This window comes from Bacillus sp. FSL W8-0640, assembly GCF_038007725.1.
Lineage (GTDB): Bacteria > Bacillota > Bacilli > Bacillales > Bacillaceae_G > Bacillus_A > Bacillus_A cereus.
In genome coordinates this window covers 1165237-1187064 of sequence record NZ_JBBOXT010000001.1, presented here as the reverse complement: position 1 = coordinate 1187064, position 21828 = coordinate 1165237, and the positions used below count along the sequence as shown (strand labels likewise).

Here is a 21828-nt window from a genome sequence, read left to right as displayed (position 1 = left end):
TTTTTACTTAGCAGTAAAACTGATATCAGTTTTACTGCTTTTTCAATTTCAAATTCAATCATGAAACATTCGCTATCTACATAATCATATTGTTGTATGACATTTTGCAGGAGGCACAAATATGGAAAGTAAATCTGCTGTTCAGCTTTATCTCGAATTGCTAAAGAAGACCATTTTATTTGAAATATGGTTAGAATATGAGGCATACTTACCCGCATCTCTACATATTTCAAAAGAACTAGAATTCGAGCCAGTTACAGTCCCCCTCCCTTTATTCATTAAGCAATATGCTGAAAACCATAACTTAAAAATTGTAAAACCAAATGTTTCAAAAAGTGAACGCCATGATGGAATGGATTGGCCAAGAGCAGCACATAGCATGATCGGTCGAGAACGTATGAACCAATTACAAGAGGCAATGGAAACCGTTGTTCGTGAAAATATAGAGGGAGATTTTATTGAAACAGGTGTATGGCGCGGAGGATCGTGCATTTTTATGAATGGTTTTTTACAAGCAAACAACATTACGAATCGTAATGTGTGGGTCGCTGATTCATTTGAAGGTTTGCCAGCACCGAATCTAGAACAATATCCAAAAGATTACGGTGATTATTTGCACACATTCGATTATTTACGCGTCTCTTTAGAACAAGTACAAGAGAATTTCAAAAAATATGATTTACTAAATGATCAAGTGAAATTTTTAAAAGGCTGGTTTAAAGATACTTTACCAACAGCACCAATTGAAAAAATAGCAATTGCACGGCTTGATGGTGATATGTACGAATCCACAATGGATGGTCTCGTGAACTTATATGATAAAGTTTCTAAAGGTGGCTATATAATTATCGATGACTACGGGCTACCGCCATGCGCTGAGGCTGTGACAGACTTTAGAAACCAACGAAATTTAAAAGCCCCTATTACTAAAATTGATGTATTTGGCGTTTATTGGAGAAAAGAATAAAAAAGATTTAATCTATAGGAGATTTCATTTTCACTCATCCTTCTCTCACTTCTAATCCAATTAAGTATTCTTTTTCGGAATCTCCTTACATATAACAATTGTTTTCCTGTGTTCTCTCACTACAAATTGAAAATTTTATTAATAGATTTACTGCATCTTCTCATACAAGAAAGGGGTATACTCATGAGTGAACTTAACAAAGAAATGACTTTACTCCCCCCTCCTGAACTCGTCCAATATGTAGGTGGCGACTTCAAAAAAGTTGGAAAAGAGTTCCTAAAGCATTTTATTCAAATTGGCGCTTTAAAACCAAATGAAAAAGTATTAGATGTAGGCTGCGGCGTCGGTCGAATGGCTGTACCATTATTGAATTACTTAAATGATGATGGAGCGTATTATGGATTTGATTTGTTTAAAGATGGAATTACTTGGTGTCAAAATAACATTTCAACTATGCGTAATAATTTTCACTTTGAACATGTTGACATATACAATCAATTCTATAATCCAGAAGGAAAAGAAGATGCCTCTCAATATCGTTTCCCCTATGAAGACGGGACATTCGATTTTATCTTTTTAACTTCTGTATTTACGCATCTTCTCCCAAAAGAATTAGAACATTACGTATCTGAAATTGTACGTGTATTAAAAAAAGACGGGAGATGTTTCATTACATTCTTTCTTATAAATCCTGAATCGTCCTATTATTTAAATGCAGGACAAAGTACATTAGGTTTTTATCATCGAATCGAAAATTGCTACGTTGTAAATAAAGATATTCCGAATTTCGCAGTTGCTTATCCTGAGACAGATATTTGCAATCTATTGAATAAGTACGGCCTAGAAATAATCAATAAGCCGCATTACGGTTTATGGTGCGGCAGACATGAATATACAAGTTACCAAGATATTGTTCTTACAAAAAAAAGCTTCTGAAAGGAAGTTATGTATGATGAATGAAAAAAATCCACCTCTCGTTTCCATCCTTATTCCCACTTATAATCGGCCTCATTATTTCAAAATTGCTCTAGAAAGTGCATTGGCACAAACTTATTCTAATATTGAAATCATCATCGGAGATGATAGTACAAATGATGAAACAGCAACTTTAATACGCGAACAATACTTACCAAATTATAAAAATATAACATACATTCGAAATATCCCTACTCTAGGACAATTTCACAATGACCTTATGCTCATAGAAAAATCAAATGGTGAGTATATAAATTTTTTAATGGACGATGACGTGTTTTATAAGCATAAAATACAAAAAATGATGACCTATTTTGAGCAAGATCCCAATAAAAATCTTGCTCTTGTTACTTCTTATCGAGTACGCATTGATGATCATGGAAATCTAATAGGTGATTCCCATCCAACACAAAGGTTATATAGTGAAGACACCCCATTAAACGGGATATTTTTAGGTAATTGGATGTTAAAGGGTGGACACAACATTATCGGTGAGCCTACAACTACCTTGTTCCGAAAGGAATTGCTCACTGAACCTTTTGGCACCCTTAAAGAGCGACAATATTCTTGTAGTGTTGATATGGCCTCATGGATTTCTTTACTTTCTAAAGGAAATGCAATATACATTTCTGAGCCTTTAAGTCAATTTCGCTACCATGCTGGACAACAAATACACAATAAGCTCCTTCAAGGTTGTGAAGATTTCACACACCTCGTTATAACAGCAAAAGAATATGGCTTTTTACAAAATACTACAGACTATAGAGCAGCTCTACTTAGTGCTTACCAATGGTGTAAAAGTTCCTTAAAATACTATCTTCATCAACTAGATATTTTTCCTGACGCACATGTACGTCTTTCCCATTGTTTGGATATAATTATTAAAGAGTTAAACAATTAAACTACTCTGCAAAATTAAAAGTGTATGGACTATATGTGAATCATTCGTATAGTTCATACATTCTTTCTCATACTATAAAGTGAAACTTTAATCAGCTCTCACCAATCGGGCTTTTACGGGCAGTTGATCCCCCACCTAACTTCTTCGCTTTCGCTGAATTTTGAGGTAGGGGTCTTACTGCCCATTAATGCGGGATAAAATCCATTACTATAAAGAGCAGTAGAAAGGAATACCTACATTGAAAGATCCAAATTCTCAATATCAAATAGACTACGTATTACTATTTATTTTATTTGCCATTGGGATTGTTAGTTGTTGTGCTATTGCAAGTGCGCAAGCCTCTTTACCGCCATTTTTACAAAACGTCAATTTTGTACTAAAGCAAATCCAATGGTATTTCATTGGATTTATAGCCATTGGTGTTATTATGATTATCGACTTCGATCGTTATCAAAAAATTGCTTGGTATTTGTACAGCTTTGCAATGGTACTACTTATTGGACTAGAACTTCAAGTACCAGGTGCCGTTACAATTAAAGGCGCTACCGCTTGGTACAGGCTCCCAGGCATCGGAAATTTTCAGCCTTCTGAAATTATGAAATTATTTTTAATTATCGTCATTGGACGAATTATAGCAAACCATAATGAGAAATATTTTTCCCAAACGATACATGACGATTTTTTACTACTTGGAAAAATATTTGCAACAAGTTTGCCACCACTACTACTCATCGCAAAGGAACCAGATTTAGGAAATACAATGGTCATTTCAGCGATGCTTGCAGCAATGATACTAGTTTCTGGCATACGATGGCGTTTTATTTTCGGATTAGTTTCAGCTACTTTCGTTGCTGGAACTACATTAATATATATTTTTTTTACTCACACAGATTTCTTTAAAGCACACATTTTAAAAGAATATCAATTAAATCGCTTCTACGGATGGTTAGCACCTTACAAATATGATGCACAAGGCTATCAATTAAGACAAGCATTCTTAGCGACTGGATCCGGAGAAATGCAAGGAAAAGGGTGGGAAAATGGACAAGTATATTTTCCAGAACCACATACAGATTTTATTTTCACTAATGTCGCTGAACAATTTGGATTTCTAGGCGCAAGTGTCATTATTTCTCTTTTTTTCTTACTCATTTTTCGAATGATTCATATTGCTTTAGAAAGTAATGACCCTTTCGGTAGTTACATTTGCGCTGGTACAATCGGAATGTTTACTTTCCAAGTATTCCAAAATATCGGGATGACAATCGGATTACTTCCCATTACAGGGATAACATTACCTCTTATGAGCTACGGAGGAAGTTCACTGCTTACATACATGATTGCGATTGGATTCATTTTAAATGTTCGCTCAAGAACGAAAATCTTTATGTTTAAATGAACAACACAAAAACGCTATATTTTTATCTCTATCCTTTTTTAGATATACTAATGAAAAATACGATGGAGGTTTAAATATGAAATATGACATTATAGGAGATATTCATGGATGCTTCCAAGAGTTTCAAAATTTAACAGAGAAGCTAGGATATAACTGGCGTAGCGGTCTACCGGTTCACCCTGACCAACGTAAACTTGCATTCGTTGGCGATATTACAGACCGTGGTCCTCATTCATTACGTATGATTGAAATTGTATGGGAACTTGTCATACATAAAAAAGAAGCTTATTACGCTCCTGGAAATCACTGTAATAAACTATATCGATTTTTCCTTGGGCGTAATGTAACAGTCGCTCACGGACTTGAAACAACTGTTGCTGAATATGAGGCACTTCCTCCTAATAAGCAAAACATTATAAAAGAAAAGTTTATCACTCTTTATGAACAATCACCGCTCTACCACATACTAGATGAAAAAAGAGTAATCGTATGTCACGCTGGGATTCGGCAAGATTACATAGGAAGACGAGATAAAAAAGTGCAAACCTTTGTATTATATGGCGATATTACAGGAGAAAAGCATGCCGATGGCTCACCTGTCCGTCGCGATTGGGCGCAAGAATACAAGGGGCAAGCTTGGATTGTATATGGACATACACCAGTAGCAGAACCTCGATTCGTCAATCAGACAGTCAATATTGATACTGGTGCTGTATTTGGTGGCAAATTAACCGGATTACGTTATCCTGAAATGGAGACTATCTCTGTCCCTTCTTCTTTACCTTTTGTCGCTGAGAAATTCCGTCCAATTTCATAACTACCTTACTTAGCATTATTTAGGCAGATCTCATATAAAACTAGGTAAAGTAATTAAAAAAAGATGCAATAAAGTGCATCTTTTTTTAATTACACTACATATAATGTCGCAGGAGGTGACAGAATGAAGAAAAAATCTTCTAAACAAAAAAGAAAATTTCCCCCTTTATATCTGCCCATGTACGGAATTAACAACTGGTGTAGTATTCGGGCTGCAGCGATAGAAGAACTGGAAGAACAAGAGTCATCAAAAAAAAGCAAAGTAAAACCAACATATGTCTCTTTAGAAAATGCTGTGATGAGCCGCATAATCAATCGCAGAAAAATAAAGATGCAACAAAAAAATAAACAGCTCTCAAATCAAGATGAACAGATACTACATTCTAACCAAACAGAAGAAAAGACGGCAGAAAATATTTCTGTAGCAATAAATAAAAAAGTGGAACCAGAAATTCCAGCTGCTATTATAAACAAAGTAAAAAAAATAAAAGAGGCATTGGCTTCATCGAATGATATACAAACTGAAAAACCACTCATAATTGAGACACCTACACCTGAAAATACAAAAGTTAAAAGGGGCGGCCGATATGCATATGCAGAGGGGCTTCACTCTCATGCGGAGGGCATGGCAGCACATGCGGAAGGCTTATTAACACACGCAAAAGGTTCTTTCTCTCATGCAGAAGGATCAAACTCAAAAGCAACTGGACATAGTTCGCATAGTGAGGGAAGTGAAACGACAGCAGGCGGGGCTTATTCTCATGCGGAGGGTAAACAGACAATTGCTTTAGGCGAAGCAGCACACGCAGAAGGAAACGCAACTATCGCTAACGGATCCTCTTCTCATGCGGAAGGTCATCATACATCAACAGCTCATTTTGCAGGTAGCCATATTATGGGGCGCTTCGGCACTGCAGAAGAAGCTTATTCTTGGTTTATTGCAAATGGTGTAAGCGACACCGATCATAATATCGGGGCTAAATGGCTTGCTCATAATGGAGAAATGTACATTGAGGGCGCGTCTTACAATGCAAGCGGAACGGATTTTGCACAAATGTTTGAAACCGAAGGTTATAAACCTATTGATGTCGGTTATTTCGTTACATTTAGTAACGAAGAAAAAATTCGGATAGCTACTTCACGCGATTCGTTCATTTTAGGAATATCTAGTGCAACCCCTGCCCTTATAGGAAATAGCGGGGCTTTAAGTTGGCAAAAACGTTATAAAACAGATAACTTTGGAAAACGCCAATATGTATGGACGGAAGCCGAAGAAATACAACCTCTTTTAAATACAGAATGGGATCCAACTTGCAAATATGTAGCAAGAAAAGATCGCGCCGAGTGGCTTCCTGTCGGATTAATTGGACAAATGTTAGTACGTGATGACGGCACTTGCGAAGCACATGGATATTGTCGTCCAAATGACAATGGCATTGCTACAAAAGCCGAAAGTGGATTTTTCGTTATAAAGCGTACGGGTGAAAACCAAATTTTAATATTATTCCGCTAAGAAAAAAGGGAACAAAATTCTTTATAATATAAGAATTTTGTCCCCTTTTTAAGTATGCCGCAACACTTCTTGCATATCGCTTGGAAGCTTTATAGTGAAAGACATCTCTTTCTCTAAAATAGGATGATAAAACGTCAAAGATTTACTATGAAGTGCTTGCCGTTTCATTTCATCCCTTCTCCCTCCATATAAGCTATCACCAAGTAACGGATGTCCTATATGAGCCATATGCACACGAATTTGATGCGTTCTTCCTGTCTCAAGCTCAAGCGCTACATGTGTCTTATGATATGTACTATCAATTACCTTAAAATGAGTAACTGCCCTTTGTCCATCCTCACAAACCGTTCGCTCAATAATGCTATCAGATTTTCGACCAATTGGTGCGTCAATCATTCCTTCTCGTTCTACAATCTTTCCGTGAACAATTGCTTCATACGTTCGTTTCACAGCTTTTTGTTGATGCTGCTTCGATAAAAGATGATGCACGAAACGATTTTTTGCAATAAGCATAAGCCCCGAAGTATCACGATCTAAACGTGTTACGATGTGCACTGTACTTGCAAGGTGCTGCTTATCATAATGAGATAAAAGCGCATTGGCAACACTCCTTGTCGGATGTTCTCTAGACGGAATCGTTGACATGTTCGCCTCTTTATTAATGATAAGAACCGCGTCATCTTCATATACAATGCTTAAAGGGATATCTTCTGCCATCATCCCTTCACTTCTTTCCTCAACTGGAAAAAAGACACGTAATTCTTCACCAGCACGCAACTGATGACGAACACTCGCATGTTGACCATTTACTTCAATTGCCCCGCCGTGAAACTTTATATCCGTTAAAGCGGCTTTAGAAATACATTTCGTTTTCAAAAATTCCCTAACTAAAGTTCCCTCTTCAGCCGGACCTATATCCCATTTCAATGTAAATCTGTTCAAATATATAACCCTTTCTATTTATCTGCAACAAACGAGTCACGAACTCGTTTCCAGAACGGGAATGGACGGAAACGAACAAATCGTACTTTCTCGTTTGCGACGCGATACTGGATTGATTTCACATCTTGATGAACCATCGTTAAATGATCCACTGTAATTTGTAAGTTCATTCCTGCAGCTGGCTTTAACACACATGTATGATGCTTCGGCAATACAAGTGGCGATCCTACAGTACGAAATACACGATTGTTAATGGACGCCATTTCTGCAATTTGTATCGCTTCAATAGATGGGTGAATAATCGCTCCGCCAAGCGCTTTATTATACGCGGTACTTCCTGAAGGAGTAGAGATACAAAGGCCGTCTCCGCGGAATGTTTCAAAATATTCTCCGCGTATTTCTACTTCTGTTACTAATGTACCTTCTGCACTTTTTACAGTCGCCTCATTCATCGCTAAATACTGTGACTCTTTACTTCCATTCACATAGCGAATAATAACTTCTAAAAGCGGATATTCCACCACTTGGAATGGTGTTTTCGCAATTGCAATTACTAATTTCTCTACTTCTGTCGGTAACCAATCTGCATAGAAACCTAGATGTCCTGTATGTACACCAACAAATGCTGTTTCATCCAATCGATTATAATAACGATGAAACGCATATAAAAGCGTTCCATCTCCCCCAACAGAAATTACAATATCGGGTTCCTTTTCATCCATTATAAATCCAAAATCTAGCAAGTACTCTTTCATCGTGCTTGCCAGTGTATCTGATGATTGATCTCCCTTTGACATAATTGTAAATTTCATCGCCCAACACCCTTTAGTTTATGATTCAGAATCTTTCGTTTCTTGCTTTCTTGAAAAAGCCTTTTGCGCTTCTTGAATTTCAAGACGAATAGAAGACATTTCTTCATCTAATAAAAACGCCGCTTCAGCTGCACGTTGCAACCTTATTTTAATATCTTCAGGAAAACGTCCACTATATTTATAATTTAAAGAATGCTCAATTGTTGCCCAAAAGTTCATTGCTAGCGTGCGTATTTGGATTTCTACCAATACTTTTTGTTCACCCTGAATCGTTTGAACAGGATAACTAATGACAACATGATAAGAACGATAACCGCTATCTTTCTTTTGCGTAACATAATCACGTTCTTCCACGATTTCAAAGTCATTTCGTTTTCGAAGATATTCTACAACAGGCTTAATCTCATCAACAAATTGACACATCATTCTAAGCCCAGCAATATCCTGCATATCTTCTCTCAATCGGTCTAGCGGTACATTTCTCTTCTCCGCTTTATCAATAATACTTGCAACCGACTTTACCCTTCCTGTTACAAACTCAATTGGAGAATGCTCTGTTAACATTGCAAATTGAGTACGCATTCCTTTTAGTTTCACTTTCAGCTCTGCCACCGCTTGGTGGTAAGGTGCTAAAAATTCTTCCCAATTTCGATTCATTTCAACCACCACCAAAATCAATCCATTTGCTTATAGAAATACTTTTTCTACAGCAGTTACTAGTTCTTCTCCGTAATTTGCATTACCTTCAATATTTTCAACTAAATATTCTACTTCTTCTTTTAATCCTTCTAATTCCATTTCAATGTCATTCACGCGAACGAACATAACCACATCGTTATTCATCGCTTCATGCATTGCTTCCCAGCATGTGTGCGGAATACTTACATAAATGAAAGATGATTCATTTTCTAAGATATATAAAAATGATAAATTGTCTGAGTCTACAAGTACGTGATTACGCGCACTTAACTCCTTTACCTCTATTTCACTATTTTCCGCACAAAAAATAAGAGCATTCTCTCTCTTTTCTACGCTCTTAACTTGGATTTTATTTTGCATGCTCTAACTCCTCCATCTCAACTTCCTGTCTTACTTAACAGTATTATTGTATCATAACATGGACGCAAACAAATAAAACATTGAACCAAATTTATGAAAAAGCGATAATGTGTAAAGAATTATTTTTCAAAAGGAGATTATACAATGACACAAGAAATTGAAATTGAATTCAAAAATATCGTTACAAAAGAAGAATTCGATACATTATGTAAATCGTTTTCTATTGAAGCATTTACAAAACAAGTGAATCACTACTTTGAAACACCTGACTTCTCGTTAAAAGAAGCTGGCTCTGCACTTCGTATTCGTCATAAAGGAGAAACTTATACGTTAACGTTGAAACAATCTGCAGAAATCGGTTTATTAGAAACGCATCAAGTCGTAACAGAAGACAAAGCAAAAATGATGATGGAAACAAACACAATCATTCAAGGAGCAGTAGTAGATCAATTACACAAATTACAAATTCCTGTTTCTGCTTTAACATATATGGGTAGTTTAACAACAGAAAGAGCAGAAACATTATTTAAAGGCGGAACGCTTGTCTTTGATCATAGTTTCTATTACAATCACGATGATTATGAAATTGAATTTGAAGTGCAAGATGAAGAAACAGGAAAAGCTGCATTTATTGATTTATTAACGCAACATAACATACCTGTTCGCCATACAAATAACAAAGTAAAACGCTTTTTCCTTGCCAAACAAAACAAAGCACGCTAAAGTGAAAATTCCACTAGTGAATATGTTTCACTAGTGGATACATCTCACTAAAAAGGTTACACCCGTAGAATAAGCAAAGAATCTTTGAGAAGGCTGTTTATTTGCCCTCTCGAACATTCCATTGCTACAATAGATATACATTTCATGGAAAAAGGAGTTTATAAAGGATGAGCAAGCAACCGATGACACCATTTGAAGCAATTGGCGGTGAACAATGCATTGCAATATTAGTAGATACATTTTATTCCTATGTCAGTAAACACCCTGACTTATCTCCCATCTTCCCGGAAGATTTAACAGAAACCGCTAGGAAGCAGAAGCAATTTTTAACCCAATATTTAGGTGGTCCTAATTTGTACACTGAAGAACATGGTCATCCTATGTTAAGAGCACGCCATCTCCCGTTTGAGATTACCCCAAAACGAGCAGAGGCTTGGCTATCATGTATGGAGCAAGCAATGGATGATACTGGAGTGCATGGTCATATAAGAGAGTTTGTTTTTGAACGTTTAGCATTAACCGCTCAGCATATGGTTAATACTCCAAACGAAACAGGTGAAGTGTAATGGATAAGCAGGAAGCAAAGCATATAAATATGCCATCTCCTTCCGCATGCGAGCATAAGTCTGTAGAAGCATATTTATTTATTGATCCACTTTGTAAAGATTGCTGGGAAATTGAGCCTTTTATTATTAAACTATGGCTTGAATACGGGAAATACTTCTCTATTCGTCATATCGTAACAGGGAAAGTGGATGGAACGAACGCTTCCTCACACAAATGGAATAAACCTGCTAATATTCGATTTGTGTGGGAAAAGACAACCAGTTTACAAGGTTTTTCATGTGATGGAAAGGTACATATGCAAGAAGCATCGTCAACACCATATTTAGTTTCGATGGCAATTAAGGCAGCGGAGTTGCAAGGCCGAAAAGCAGGTTCGAAGTTTTTGCGAAAACTCCAAGAATACATTTTCCTTGAAAATGTATCAAACCCTGATTGCGAACTATTACTTGCATGTGCGAGAGATAGCAATATTGATGTAGAAGAATTTAAAAAAGATCTACATTCTGCTAGTGCAAAAAAAGCTTTCCAATGTGACTTGAAATTCACGAATGAAATGCATATTACAGAAATACCTTCCCTCGTCTTTTTTCATGCGAACTCAGATGAAGAAGGTATTAAAATCGCTGGAAATTATTCCTACGATGTATACGTACAATTATTGAAAGAACTTGTAAAATGTGAAATTGAGCCAGAACCATTACCACCTTTAGAAGTGCTACTAGAAGCAACACAATTTATATCTTCAAAAGAAGTAGCATTTATTTATGACTGTCCGCAACAAGAAATTGAACGCGAACTAAAAAAATTACAACTGAAACGAAAAGTACAAATGATAGAAGTAAAATGCGAACGTTATTGGAAATGGATAGCAAAAGAAAAAGACCTGGTGTAAACACCAGGTCTTCTTCTTTACGGCTTATAAAAATATTAAAGGGGATGGGAGAAATTTTCACGTTCAAACAAAGGGGTATATGTTTGTATGTGAATTCGTTCACGCTTATTATATTACAAGATTCGACGTCAGATGACAACCCCTTTTGTCGAATTTCACACTTTTGTCACATTCTAAACGTTTTCATTTTTGAATAAGCTATAAAAAAGGTCATTTAGGGGGTTTATTTATGAAAAAATCTTATATTGCTCTTCTCTTTCTAGCTGTCATCGTTTCTTTTTTCTTGTACATCCTCTCTCTACTACAAGCTTTTCCTAAAATTATTGCCTTACCTCTTTTATTCGGAATCATCGTTATCACACTCTCTTATTTCAATTATAAAAAACGATTCAAAGGGTTTTAATTTCAAAAATCAGCCGTAAAGCTATCCTTTCAGTTAGAAAAAACAAAAAAATCCACCTTTCTCTTCGACAAATATCGACATTAAATCTATTCAACAAAAAAGACGAGGATACAATCCCTCGTCTTTTTTCATTACTTTTCTTCAAATAATAATGCTTCTAATTCATTTAATTTCTCTTCAAATACTTGTAGCGCCTCTTTTACTGGTTCAGGAGATGCCATATCTACTCCTGCTTTTTTCAGCACTTCAATTGGATAATCAGAGCTTCCTGCTTTTAAGAACTCGTTAATATAACGTTCTACTGCTGGTTGTCCTTCTTCTAAAATCTGTTTAGATAGAGCTGTCGCTGCACTAAATCCTGTTGCGTATTGATATACGTAATAGTTGTAGTAGAAGTGTGGAATACGAGACCATTCTAAACCAATCTCTTCGTCGATTACTAAAGCGTCACCGAAATATTTCTTATTTAAATCGTAGTAAATTTCCGTTAGCATGTCTGGCGTGACAGCATGTCCTTCTTGTACTTTCTTATGAATAATATGTTCAAACTCTGCAAACATCGTTTGACGGAATACAGTACCACGGAACCCTTCTAAATAATGATTTAATAAATATAGACGCTCTTTCTTATCTTCTGTCGTTTTTAATAAATAATCATTTAGAAGCGCTTCATTACAAGTAGATGCCACTTCTGCTACGAAGATGGAATAATCACCATATACGTGCGGTTGTGTTTTTCTTGTATAGTAACTATGCACCGAATGACCAAACTCATGAGCAAGTGTAAATAAATTATTTACATTATCATGCCAGTTCATTAAAATATACGGATTTGTTCCATATGCACCAGATGAATATGCCCCGCTTCGTTTTCCTTTATTCTCATACACATCTACCCAGCGATTTTCATATGCCTCTTTCAAAATATCAACATATTCATCACCAAGTACGTTTAAAGATTTTAATAAAAGGTCTTGCGCTTCTTCGTATTTCACATTCATTTTCACTTCTGGTACAAGTGGTGTATATAAATCATACATATGAAGTTCATCAAGTCCTAGTGCACGCTTACGAATATCGATGTAACGGTGTAATAAATGTAAGTTGTCATTTACTGTTTCAACGAGTTGATCGTATACTGCTTCCGGAATATTATTATTGCTCAATGCAGCTTGGCGAGCAGAATCATATTTACGAACACGCGCATTGAAATTATTACGTTTTACTGCTCCACTTAACGTACTTGCGAATGTGTTTTTAAATTTTCCGTACGTTTCATATACAGCTTTAAATGCATCTTTGCGAACACGAGGATCATCACTTTCTAAAAACTGAATGTAACGGCCATGTGTAATTTCTATTTCTTCTCCGTCTTCCCCTTTAATAGATGGGAATTTTAAATCCGCGTTATTCAACATACCGAATGTATTGCTTGATGAACTCATTACTTCAGATGCTTCCGCTAATAAAGCTTCCTCAGCTTCTGATAATACGTGCGGGCGTTGACGTGTAATTTCTTCTAATGCATGTTCATATACACTTAAATCTCTATTTTCCTTCAAGAATGTTTGCAGTGTATCTTCTGAAATCGATAAAATTTCAGGAACAATATACGCTGTGCTACTAGATACTTGTGAATATAAATTTGTTGCGCGATCATTTAATGCTTGATATACAGAGTTTGTTGTATCTTGATCGTAACGCATATGAGCATATGTATATAACTTACCTAATCGCATTGAAATTTCATCTTCATATTGCAATGCCTCAAGTAAATTGTCCGCAGAGTCACTAAGTTTCCCTTTAAATTCAGTTAACTTCGGCAATAGCTCTTTAATAGCTTGGAATTCTTTTTCCCATTCTGCATCCGTTTGGAAAATATCTTCTAATCGCCACGTACTTGCTTCTTCAATCTCGTTGCGATCTGGTAATGCTTTCACTTTGTTTTGTTCAGACATTCTTTAAGCCCTCCTTTAAATATCTCTACTTAAGTACAATTCGTTTTTTCTTATGTAATTCCTTCACAATCATTCTTTATTATATCCCCTTTTCCTCCTCTCATGTTAAAATTTGCCTCAAATAAAGATAGCGCATGTATTAAGCAAATCTCATCATGTTTCATAATTTCCTCCTCTGTTTTTAACATCACGACATCCCTTATTTTCCGGTACGTATAAGTTCCCACTTTACACAAAACACCTATATAGCATAAAAATGTCATATATTCAGTAACTGCCACTTTCCATATGTGCTTTGAAAAGTACGGAAGTATCCGCCTTTTCGTATACCTTTTTACATAACTACACACGTATTGAAGAGAAATACACTCTCCCACTGCAAGCTCCCCTATACACTTCATATAGAGGAAAGCTTGCCATATAAATGGATTTGTTTGTAAAGCAAATGCAGAAGGGAGTGGAACACCAATTTCAGAAGGAAAGCTTGCTGGGGTACATTTAAATTGATATAAGAGGCGTAATAATGACTTATAATTATAATTCCAAATCGGCAGGGCATTTTTGCGGAAGTAGTTCTTTCTCTTCTTCCACTCTTCACCCAATCTTTCTTTCCCGAAAGGAACGGGAGAAAAAAGCATTTCAAAAGTAGTCGTATCAGTTGGTAAATATATAGTATGTGAGAAAAAGACATTTGTAGAAAAGGGAGTGACAAATGCACATTTCATAAATGATTTTTGTTTCGGACAGAAGAAAATAAGAAGTGGCTGAGGATAAGATTGTAAGGAGAAAGCCATAAGTGAGGAAAATTTCATCCAATATGCAGATTGCTTTTTCAATTGATTTCCACCAACGATCCAAATGACCTGTATACCAGCTTGCCAATACAAATATGTTCTTTTGTACAGCTGCTCTATAGCGAGGTTTGCACATTGGTATTCAATTGCAATTTTTCTGCCCGCCCTCTCTACAAAAACATCTGGTCGTTGCTTAATTTCTGGAAGGTAGTACTCTATATCCACCTGAAAGTTTTGACGCTTGAACCATCTATATAACAATTCTTTACCGTGCATATGATACGTTGATTCCGCTTCATAAAAGGCAAGACATGAATTCACTTTTTTATGAGCAAAATGCCAACTTTTTTGTTTCCCTAATTTCATTTGCACTTCCTTTCCACAAGCTACACAAAAGAATCGTTCTTGTTGACGCATACGGCGCAAAAGCTTTTCATTAAAATTATAGAGTAAATGAATTTTCTCTCCGTTTTCTCTTTTAGCGATAAATATCGTAATCACACCCTTTCAGCTCCTTATATTCTACAATTTGTTACAAATTCCTTTTAAAAAAGAGATGTCCCAATTTCGGACATCTCTTTTTATAATAAAGGTGATAATAAGCGGTATGTTGATTCAACAATTCGTCTATGAAGACGTCTTTTATGAAAATGATCAACATGAATTTCACTTGATTCTTCTAAATCATCTTTAAAGTCTTGAACAAGTTTTCGAATGCTATCTGTATCATATAAAAAGGCATTTACTTCAAAATTCAAATGAAAACTTCTCATATCCATATTAGCTGTCCCAATTGAAGCTAAATCAGAATCGACGATGACAACTTTACTATGAAGAAAACCTTTTTCATATTCATATATCTTTACACCTGCATCTAAAAGCTCTGGGAAGTAAGATCTCGATGCGTAAAAGACAGTACGCTTATCCGGTTTACTCGGCATTAATAAACGAACATCAATACCAGCAAGTGCAGCAACCTTTAATGCGGATAAAATATCATCATCCGGAATAAAATACGGCGTTGCAATCCAAATGGATTTCCGAGCAGAAGCAATCATGGCAAAATATAAATGCTTAATCGTTTCCCATTTATTATCAGGCCCACCTGCAACAAGCTGCACGCCTCCCCAATGCTCCCCCTCAACTGCTTTCGCTTGTAAATATTCAGGGGCTAGCACAGCCTCACCAGTCATATAAAACCAATCTTGAAGGAAAATAAGCTGCAAACTTTGTACAGCTTCACCACGCAAATATAAATGTGTGTCTCGCCAAAAGCCGAAGTACTTATCCTTCCCTAAATATTCATCACCAATATTTAATCCACCTACAAAGCCTTCATTTCCATCAATAATAACGATTTTTCGATGATTTCGATAATTAATTTTATCGTTTAAAATCGGAAAGCGTACAGGGAAGAACGGAATCATTTCGACTCCTGCATCGTTTAATTCTTCAATATACGATTTTGATAATTTAAAACTTCCAACCGCATCATACAAAAAACGAACGACTACGCCCTCTTTTGATTTTTGTATTAAAATATCTTTAATTTCCGTTCCAAGCTTATCATCACGCACAATGTAATATTCCATATGAATGTGATGTTTCGCTCGTTTTAATCCATCTAAAATGGCCTGAAACGTTTCATCTCCATTTGTTAATGTTCTCGTTTCAGTTTGAAATGAAATATTTAAAGCGCCTAAGCGATCCGCTAAACGAAATAACAGCTCTTGATGCTTATGATTGCGTAAAATCCGTTCTTCGTAATCTTCATGCCCCTTATATTGTAAAAACGCTTGTTCATCGAGCAACGCCTTCTTTTGGAACATTCTCTTCCTCCGAAAGTTCTGTCCGAATAATAAATAAGCGAAGAATCCAAATACCGGAAAAATACCTAACACAATGAGCCATGTAAGTGTTTTTGACGGATGACGGTTCTCTAAGAAAATAACGCAACCAATTAAAAACGCAGATACTGTAAATAAAATACTAATAATACCTAAAACCGAAACATCTTTTATCCCAATCACATCTGAATAAAATGCTACATCAATAAACATACGTAACGAAACAAATAATGCGAACAATAGCAGTATAAAGAAAATCAGCTTTAACGTATTTTTCATCTCTTACCTCCTAACTAAGAAAGCTTTCCTATTCTTCATATAAAAAGCCGATTTCATACTACAGAAATCGGCCTACGTTTTAGCAGGAAAATTATTGCGAATCGTTTCAAGCGCATGCTCTTTCACAATTTGTTTTCCATACTCACTTACACGATGAATTGTTAAAGTTGATTCTTCTCCATATTCTAAAATAATACTTAAAATACGATCGATTTCTTCTTCATCATGTAGCACTTCATCGAATTCCACATATACATAATAGCGGTTCTCAAATGAATACAGCTCATCTTTTATATCTTCAAAGATAAGACGATGACTTAATGAAATGACATCTTCAAAATCATTAAACTTAATTAAAAAGCCAAACGTACCATCTTCATTAAAGTTTGTTCCTGTTTGTTCTTCTACCTCTTCGACTAATTCTTGCTGGAATAATGATTCGATGCCTTCATCTAGAGGAATATCTATAATTTTGTCTACCCCTATCGGTAGTTCCAGCTTTTGCCCGTCCTTTGAAAGCTCTGCTTTCGTGACAAGTACTTCAATCCCTTTATCGACTGCTTGCACTTGAATCCATAACGGCCCATCAATAAAGAAATCGTCATGATCACGAGCTTCGTCCATCATCTCCCAAAAGAGCTCTTCACTTCGTTCGCGATCATACCAAATCTCTTCACGATTAAATCCTCTATCCTCTATATCAATGTACGTAATAAAAAATTTCATCGTATGATCATTAATTCTTTCAATATCCAAAATACAACTCTCCCTTCCTGCTTAGAATTGTTATGAAGGGATTCCCCACTCATATGACAAATCAATAGATTCTTGTACTCTCATTTTATGATAAGATTCTCCAGAATGGAAATAAAATCGATTTATTTTACAAAAATAGTTATATGCCTATCTTTACTCGATCAACTACGTAAATATATTATTATAGCGATTTCTTACTTACAAAAAATTTGGACATACATTTCCACATTCCCCCGTACACTGTAATAAAGTGAAACTTCTATTAGAAGAGATTATTTAACAACAATTTTCTTCATCACATACATATAGTTCGCTTATTAAAACATCATAAATGGAGGCAGACGAATGGACTTAGAGTTTTTAACATCCGTACTAATGATTGTCGGTATCGATGTTGTATTAGGTGGTGACAATGCAATCGTCATCGCACTAGCTAGCCGAAATTTACCTGAATCGAAACGAAATAAGGCTATTTTGATCGGTACTCTTTTAGCGATTGTACTAAGAATTGTCCTTACTATACTAGCTGTCTATTTACTCGACATTCCATTTCTACAATTGATTGGCGGGGTTTTACTTACATTAATTGCAGTCAATTTATTAACCGATAATAGCAACGATCTTTCTTCTATTCAAGGAAAAACAACTTTATTTCAAGCTGTGCGGACAATTGTTTTCGCGGATCTCGTTATGGGGTTTGATAATGTTATTGCCATTGCAGGTGCAGCTCACGGGAGATTTTTACTCGTCATAATCGGCTTACTCATTTCTATCCCGATTATTATTTGGGGCAGCAAACTTATTTTAATACTTATGGAGCGATTTCCATTCCTCATTTATTGCGGTGCAGCGATTCTTGCCTATACTGCAGGAAAAATGGTTACACATGAAGACAGACTTGCAACCTTTTTTCATAACAATCCAAGTTTCACTGCAAGCATTCCTTATTTGTTCATCTTCACTATTTTATGCATCGGCTTTATTGTACAACAAGTTCGATTACGCAATGTGAAACATTAAAAAAAACCTTCTACTATATAATAAGTAGAAGGTTTTCATATTATTATAATTAATTTACAAGACGTTGTGCTTCACGTAATTGGAACGTTCTTACTGTACGTGGTAAGAAACGACGAATTTCGTCTTCGTTGTAACCAACTTGAAGGCGTTTCTCGTCAATCATAATTGGACGACGTAAAATCCCTGGATAGTCACGAATCATCTTATATAAATCTTGAAGTGGTAAAGACTCTAAGTTTACATTCAATTCTTGGAAAACTTTCGAACGAGTAGAAATAATCTCATCCGTTCCGCTTTCTGTCATACGTAAAATCTCTTTAATTTCCTCAATCGTTAATGGATCTGAGAAAATATTACGTTCTGTATAGGGAATATGATTTTCCTCTAGCCATAATTTCGCCTTTCTACAAGACGTACAGCTTGGAGAACTATATAATGTTACCATACAAAGCTCACTCTCCTTAAAGAGTACAAATTCTGTACTAAATACAGTTTTAATTTCTAACTTCAGCAATTTTTCGTGATAACTTGTCTTATTGAAAAGTACAAAAATCACATTTCATGTAAGCAACAACTTATAATAAACAACAATTACTTTTAATAAGTAACTTCTATAATCATTATACAATAGATTTTGCAAGAAATATACAGTAAATTTCCTGCTAGTTGAGAAAACTCTCCCGTGTATTTCACTGCTATGTAACATGATTACGCTCATTTCAGCTGTACTTTAACAATAACTTTCAACCCTTTTACTACTCACTTCCCATAGATTTTTCATATAATATATAGTTATTTATCTATAATCTTCCCTATGAAAAAGAGAACGTTTTCTTACTTTTTCTTGATAAATCAATTAAGAAATGTAAGACTATGCAATTGAGAATTAAAAGGAACATTTGTTCTCATTTTAACAAATATCCTCCCTCCTGTCTACACGATTTCTAAAGTAAACAAAATATTTTTCTGACATTTCTTTCTTTTTCAATTTTTATCTCATACAATAAACATACAGACAGGCAAAGGGGGAGTTTTCAAATGATTGCTTTTTTTATTGATTTTATTACGGTTGCTGCCCTCATCATCGGAATAACAGCATTGATTGGTGTCATTACAAATAGCATCGGCGAAAAGCTCTTTGGTGGAAAAGAAAAAATGAAGTTTGTTAACAAAAGTTTGGATGTACAATCTGGCTGGAACCAAGTTGGTGGAAAAGGCATTTATAAGAAACGAACGTATTAAAAAAAGCAGGTGATCACCTGCTTTTTTTCTTATTTCTCTACTGACGCCCATTTAAAGCTTAAATCGCCGCCATATTTATGGTTATACATATTTTTAATTGAATCTCTTTGTAAATATGCTCTACCACGTTGATATACTGGAACGATCGCAGCATCATCAAGTAACATTTTTTCTGCTTCTAATAAGTTCTTCCAACGAGCATTTACATCGCTTCCATCTTTTTTCGCCTTCATAATGATTTCATCGTATTTTGGATTAGAGTACTTCATCTTATTTTGTGACCCATCTGTTACAAACATATCAAGATATGTAATTGGATCTGGGAAGTCCGCACTCCATCCAGAGAATGACATGACATAATCGCCCGCATCTTCTAATTTTAGTTTTTGTGCGAATGGTTGTTGTTTAATTTTTACTGTTAAACCTGGTAAATTCTTTTCTAATTCACCTTTTAAATATTCACCAGTTTTCTTTGATAACTCTACATCTTCATTTAATAATTCTAATTCGATTTCATTTTTACCAAGTTCTTTTTTACCAGCTTCCCAATATTTCTTCGCTTCTTTCACGTTTGGTTTTACAATATCCCCGTTTACAGCACGGAAATCTTTTTTATCTGGTCCTTTAATGAAGTTATCAGGAATTAATCCTGTCGCTGGCTTAGAACCGTTATTTAATAATGTATCCACGAATGGCTTACGGTCAAAAGCAAGTGAAATTGCTTTACGAATATTTTTATTTGCTAAAGCTGGATCTTTTTGATTTAAACGAAGGAAGAATACAGATGTATCTTCTACTGTTTGGAAATCTGGTTTTCCTTTATATTTATCAATAAACTCCGCTAATAACGACGCTCGATCAATTGCATTTGTTTCATATAAGTTAATTGGCGTAGATGTATCTTTTACAATATTAAAGTTTACTTCTTCAATCTTCACTTCTTTATTGTCCCAATATGACGCGCTCTTTGTCATTTTAAAGCTACGTTCATGTTGCCAATCACTTAATGTAAATGGCCCGTTATAAAGCGTTGTATTCGCTTCCAAACCAAACTTCGTACCTTGCTCTTTCACAAACTTTTCATTCACAGGATAGAAGATTGGATATACCATTAAATCTACAAGGTATGGAATTGAATTATCTAATTCCACTTCTAATGTATAATCATCAATCGCCTTTACCCCTAATTGATCCGGACTCATCTCTTTTTTATTAATTTTCTCTGCATTTTTTATATCATACATAATGTACGCTGATTTCGCAGCTGTATCTGGGTTAATCGCTCTTTGCCATGCATATACGAAATCTTTTGCCGTCACAGGCTCACCATTTGACCATTTTGCGTCTTCACGTAATTTAAATGTATATTTTTTACCATCTTCTGATTTTTTGAATTCCTTCGCTACACCAGGAACTAGCTTATCATCTTTTCCTAAACTGTATAAGCCTTCCATCGTATTAGTCATTACTCTTGAAGAAACTGCATCAGCTGATAACGCTGGATCCATCGTTGGAATTTCTTGTGTTTCAATTAAGTTAATAACTTGCTTCGCGCCGCTTTTTCCGCTATCCCCTTTAGCGTTTGCTTGCGATTCATCTTTTTGATAGCTACATGCCCCTAACATCATGCTCATCGCTACTGTTGATGCTACAAAAACTGGTATCTTTTTTTTCATACTTCCACCCTCCAAAAAAATGTTAACCCTTTCATTTTCAAACAAAAAGAAATATATATATGTTCTAATAATTCATATTATACACACAAATATATTTTTTGTATATTTATATTTCTATTTCATTAAAATTTTTCGTTAAAAAATATACCTTTGTAAACGTTTCATATTGCTGATTATTCATACTAAAGTGTTAAAAATAATATTTTTTATACTTTTCTAAATTATCAGAGAAAAATGAATTTTATATCTCATAATATTTTATGTATAATTATCCTTTTGTTTTTATC

The 21828-nt window shown here is 35.3% G+C and carries 22 protein-coding genes; 12 read left to right on the top strand and 10 right to left on the bottom strand.

What is annotated here, in order from left to right; translation table 11 throughout:
- The first annotated feature begins 121 nt into the window (after nucleotides 1-121).
- The 6 genes from N2V80_RS06175 (at nucleotide 122) to N2V80_RS06150 (ending at nucleotide 6571) form a co-directional block, all read left to right on the top strand.
- Nucleotides 122-967 (top strand): TylF/MycF family methyltransferase, encoded by an 846-nt coding sequence (locus N2V80_RS06175; RefSeq protein ID WP_000444386.1) that lies wholly within the window; start codon nucleotides 122-124, stop codon nucleotides 965-967.
- A gap of 183 nt (nucleotides 968-1150) precedes the next feature.
- A complete protein-coding gene (locus N2V80_RS06170; RefSeq protein ID WP_001292838.1) occupies nucleotides 1151-1903 on the top strand; it encodes a class I SAM-dependent methyltransferase in 753 nt (250 codons plus the stop codon).
- Between the two features lie 13 nt (nucleotides 1904-1916).
- Complete coding sequence (locus N2V80_RS06165; protein WP_002004643.1) at nucleotides 1917-2843, top strand: glycosyltransferase family 2 protein; 927 nt, start codon at nucleotides 1917-1919, stop codon at nucleotides 2841-2843.
- Between the two features lie 238 nt (nucleotides 2844-3081).
- Complete coding sequence (locus N2V80_RS06160) at nucleotides 3082-4242, top strand: FtsW/RodA/SpoVE family cell cycle protein (protein WP_000654700.1); 1161 nt, start codon at nucleotides 3082-3084, stop codon at nucleotides 4240-4242.
- Nucleotides 4243-4318: 76 nt separating this feature from the next.
- Nucleotides 4319-5059, top strand: a complete 741-nt coding sequence (gene prpE, locus N2V80_RS06155) for a bis(5'-nucleosyl)-tetraphosphatase PrpE (RefSeq protein ID WP_061655169.1) — start codon at nucleotides 4319-4321, stop codon at nucleotides 5057-5059.
- A 123-nt stretch (nucleotides 5060-5182) separates the two neighbouring features.
- Nucleotides 5183-6571: a peptidase G2 autoproteolytic cleavage domain-containing protein gene (locus tag N2V80_RS06150; protein ID WP_061655170.1), complete on the top strand. Its 1389-nt coding sequence runs from the start codon at nucleotides 5183-5185 to the stop codon at nucleotides 6569-6571.
- A 48-nt stretch (nucleotides 6572-6619) separates the two neighbouring features.
- Here the strand turns inward: N2V80_RS06150 and N2V80_RS06145 are convergent, their stop codons facing one another.
- Genes N2V80_RS06145 through N2V80_RS06130 form a run of 4 tightly spaced genes read right to left on the bottom strand, consistent with a single transcriptional unit; the run spans nucleotide 6620 to nucleotide 9384 of the window.
- Complete coding sequence (locus N2V80_RS06145) at nucleotides 6620-7513, bottom strand: RluA family pseudouridine synthase (protein WP_001079131.1); 894 nt, start codon at nucleotides 7511-7513, stop codon at nucleotides 6620-6622.
- A 14-nt stretch (nucleotides 7514-7527) separates the two neighbouring features.
- The gene (locus N2V80_RS06140) at nucleotides 7528-8325 is read right to left on the bottom strand and encodes an NAD kinase (protein ID WP_000673190.1); all 798 of its coding nucleotides are present in this window, start codon (nucleotides 8323-8325) and stop codon (nucleotides 7528-7530) included.
- Between the two features lie 18 nt (nucleotides 8326-8343).
- Nucleotides 8344-8982, bottom strand: coding sequence for a GTP pyrophosphokinase (locus N2V80_RS06135; RefSeq protein WP_001081482.1), 639 nt, complete (start codon nucleotides 8980-8982; stop codon nucleotides 8344-8346).
- A gap of 30 nt (nucleotides 8983-9012) precedes the next feature.
- Nucleotides 9013-9384 carry a UPF0738 family protein gene (locus N2V80_RS06130; protein ID WP_001180003.1) on the bottom strand — a complete coding sequence of 124 codons (372 nt, stop codon included), beginning with the start codon at nucleotides 9382-9384 and terminating at the stop codon, nucleotides 9013-9015.
- Between the two features lie 144 nt (nucleotides 9385-9528).
- On the opposite strand from N2V80_RS06130, the gene N2V80_RS06125 reads away from it, so the two are divergent.
- From N2V80_RS06125 to N2V80_RS06110, 4 genes are all read left to right on the top strand, one after another.
- The gene (locus tag N2V80_RS06125; RefSeq protein WP_061655171.1) at nucleotides 9529-10107 is read left to right on the top strand and encodes a CYTH domain-containing protein; all 579 of its coding nucleotides are present in this window, start codon (nucleotides 9529-9531) and stop codon (nucleotides 10105-10107) included.
- Between the two features lie 167 nt (nucleotides 10108-10274).
- Entirely contained in the window at nucleotides 10275-10673 is a 399-nt protein-coding gene (locus N2V80_RS06120) for a globin domain-containing protein (protein WP_000043386.1), read from the top strand.
- Nucleotides 10673-11566, top strand: a complete 894-nt coding sequence (locus tag N2V80_RS06115; RefSeq protein ID WP_000360656.1) for a ClpXP adapter SpxH family protein — start codon at nucleotides 10673-10675, stop codon at nucleotides 11564-11566. The genes N2V80_RS06120 and N2V80_RS06115 overlap by 1 nt, the downstream gene beginning before the upstream one ends.
- Nucleotides 11567-11795: 229 nt before the next feature.
- Complete coding sequence (locus tag N2V80_RS06110) at nucleotides 11796-11969, top strand: hypothetical protein (protein WP_000750355.1); 174 nt, start codon at nucleotides 11796-11798, stop codon at nucleotides 11967-11969.
- A 131-nt stretch (nucleotides 11970-12100) separates the two neighbouring features.
- Here the strand turns inward: N2V80_RS06110 and pepF are convergent, their stop codons facing one another.
- The 4 genes from pepF to mecA form a co-directional block, all read right to left on the bottom strand.
- Nucleotides 12101-13927: an oligoendopeptidase F gene (gene pepF / locus N2V80_RS06105; protein ID WP_000003366.1), complete on the bottom strand. Its 1827-nt coding sequence runs from the start codon at nucleotides 13925-13927 to the stop codon at nucleotides 12101-12103.
- Nucleotides 13928-13977: 50 nt separating this feature from the next.
- On the bottom strand, nucleotides 13978-15222 hold the full coding sequence (locus tag N2V80_RS06100) for a competence protein CoiA (protein ID WP_061655172.1): 1245 nt from the start codon (nucleotides 15220-15222) through the stop codon (nucleotides 13978-13980).
- An 80-nt stretch (nucleotides 15223-15302) separates the two neighbouring features.
- Entirely contained in the window at nucleotides 15303-16847 is a 1545-nt protein-coding gene (locus N2V80_RS06095; protein ID WP_000799198.1) for a cardiolipin synthase, read from the bottom strand.
- A gap of 72 nt (nucleotides 16848-16919) precedes the next feature.
- On the bottom strand, nucleotides 16920-17603 hold the full coding sequence (gene mecA, locus N2V80_RS06090; protein ID WP_000350716.1) for an adaptor protein MecA: 684 nt from the start codon (nucleotides 17601-17603) through the stop codon (nucleotides 16920-16922).
- Between the two features lie 345 nt (nucleotides 17604-17948).
- Here mecA and N2V80_RS06085 point away from each other — a divergent pair, with 345 nt between their 5' ends.
- Nucleotides 17949-18623: a TerC family protein gene (locus N2V80_RS06085; protein ID WP_000362615.1), complete on the top strand. Its 675-nt coding sequence runs from the start codon at nucleotides 17949-17951 to the stop codon at nucleotides 18621-18623.
- Nucleotides 18624-18672: 49 nt separating this feature from the next.
- On the opposite strand, the gene spx is transcribed toward N2V80_RS06085, so the two are convergent.
- Nucleotides 18673-19068 (bottom strand): transcriptional regulator Spx, encoded by a 396-nt coding sequence (gene spx / locus N2V80_RS06080; RefSeq protein ID WP_000258267.1) that lies wholly within the window; start codon nucleotides 19066-19068, stop codon nucleotides 18673-18675.
- Between the two features lie 593 nt (nucleotides 19069-19661).
- On the opposite strand from spx, the gene N2V80_RS06075 reads away from it, so the two are divergent.
- Nucleotides 19662-19865, top strand: coding sequence for a hypothetical protein (locus tag N2V80_RS06075; RefSeq protein WP_000559971.1), 204 nt, complete (start codon nucleotides 19662-19664; stop codon nucleotides 19863-19865).
- Nucleotides 19866-19894: 29 nt separating this feature from the next.
- Here N2V80_RS06075 and N2V80_RS06070 read toward each other — a convergent pair whose 3' ends face one another.
- On the bottom strand, nucleotides 19895-21541 hold the full coding sequence (locus N2V80_RS06070; protein WP_000727250.1) for a peptide ABC transporter substrate-binding protein: 1647 nt from the start codon (nucleotides 21539-21541) through the stop codon (nucleotides 19895-19897).
- Nucleotides 21542-21828: the final 287 nt, after the last annotated feature.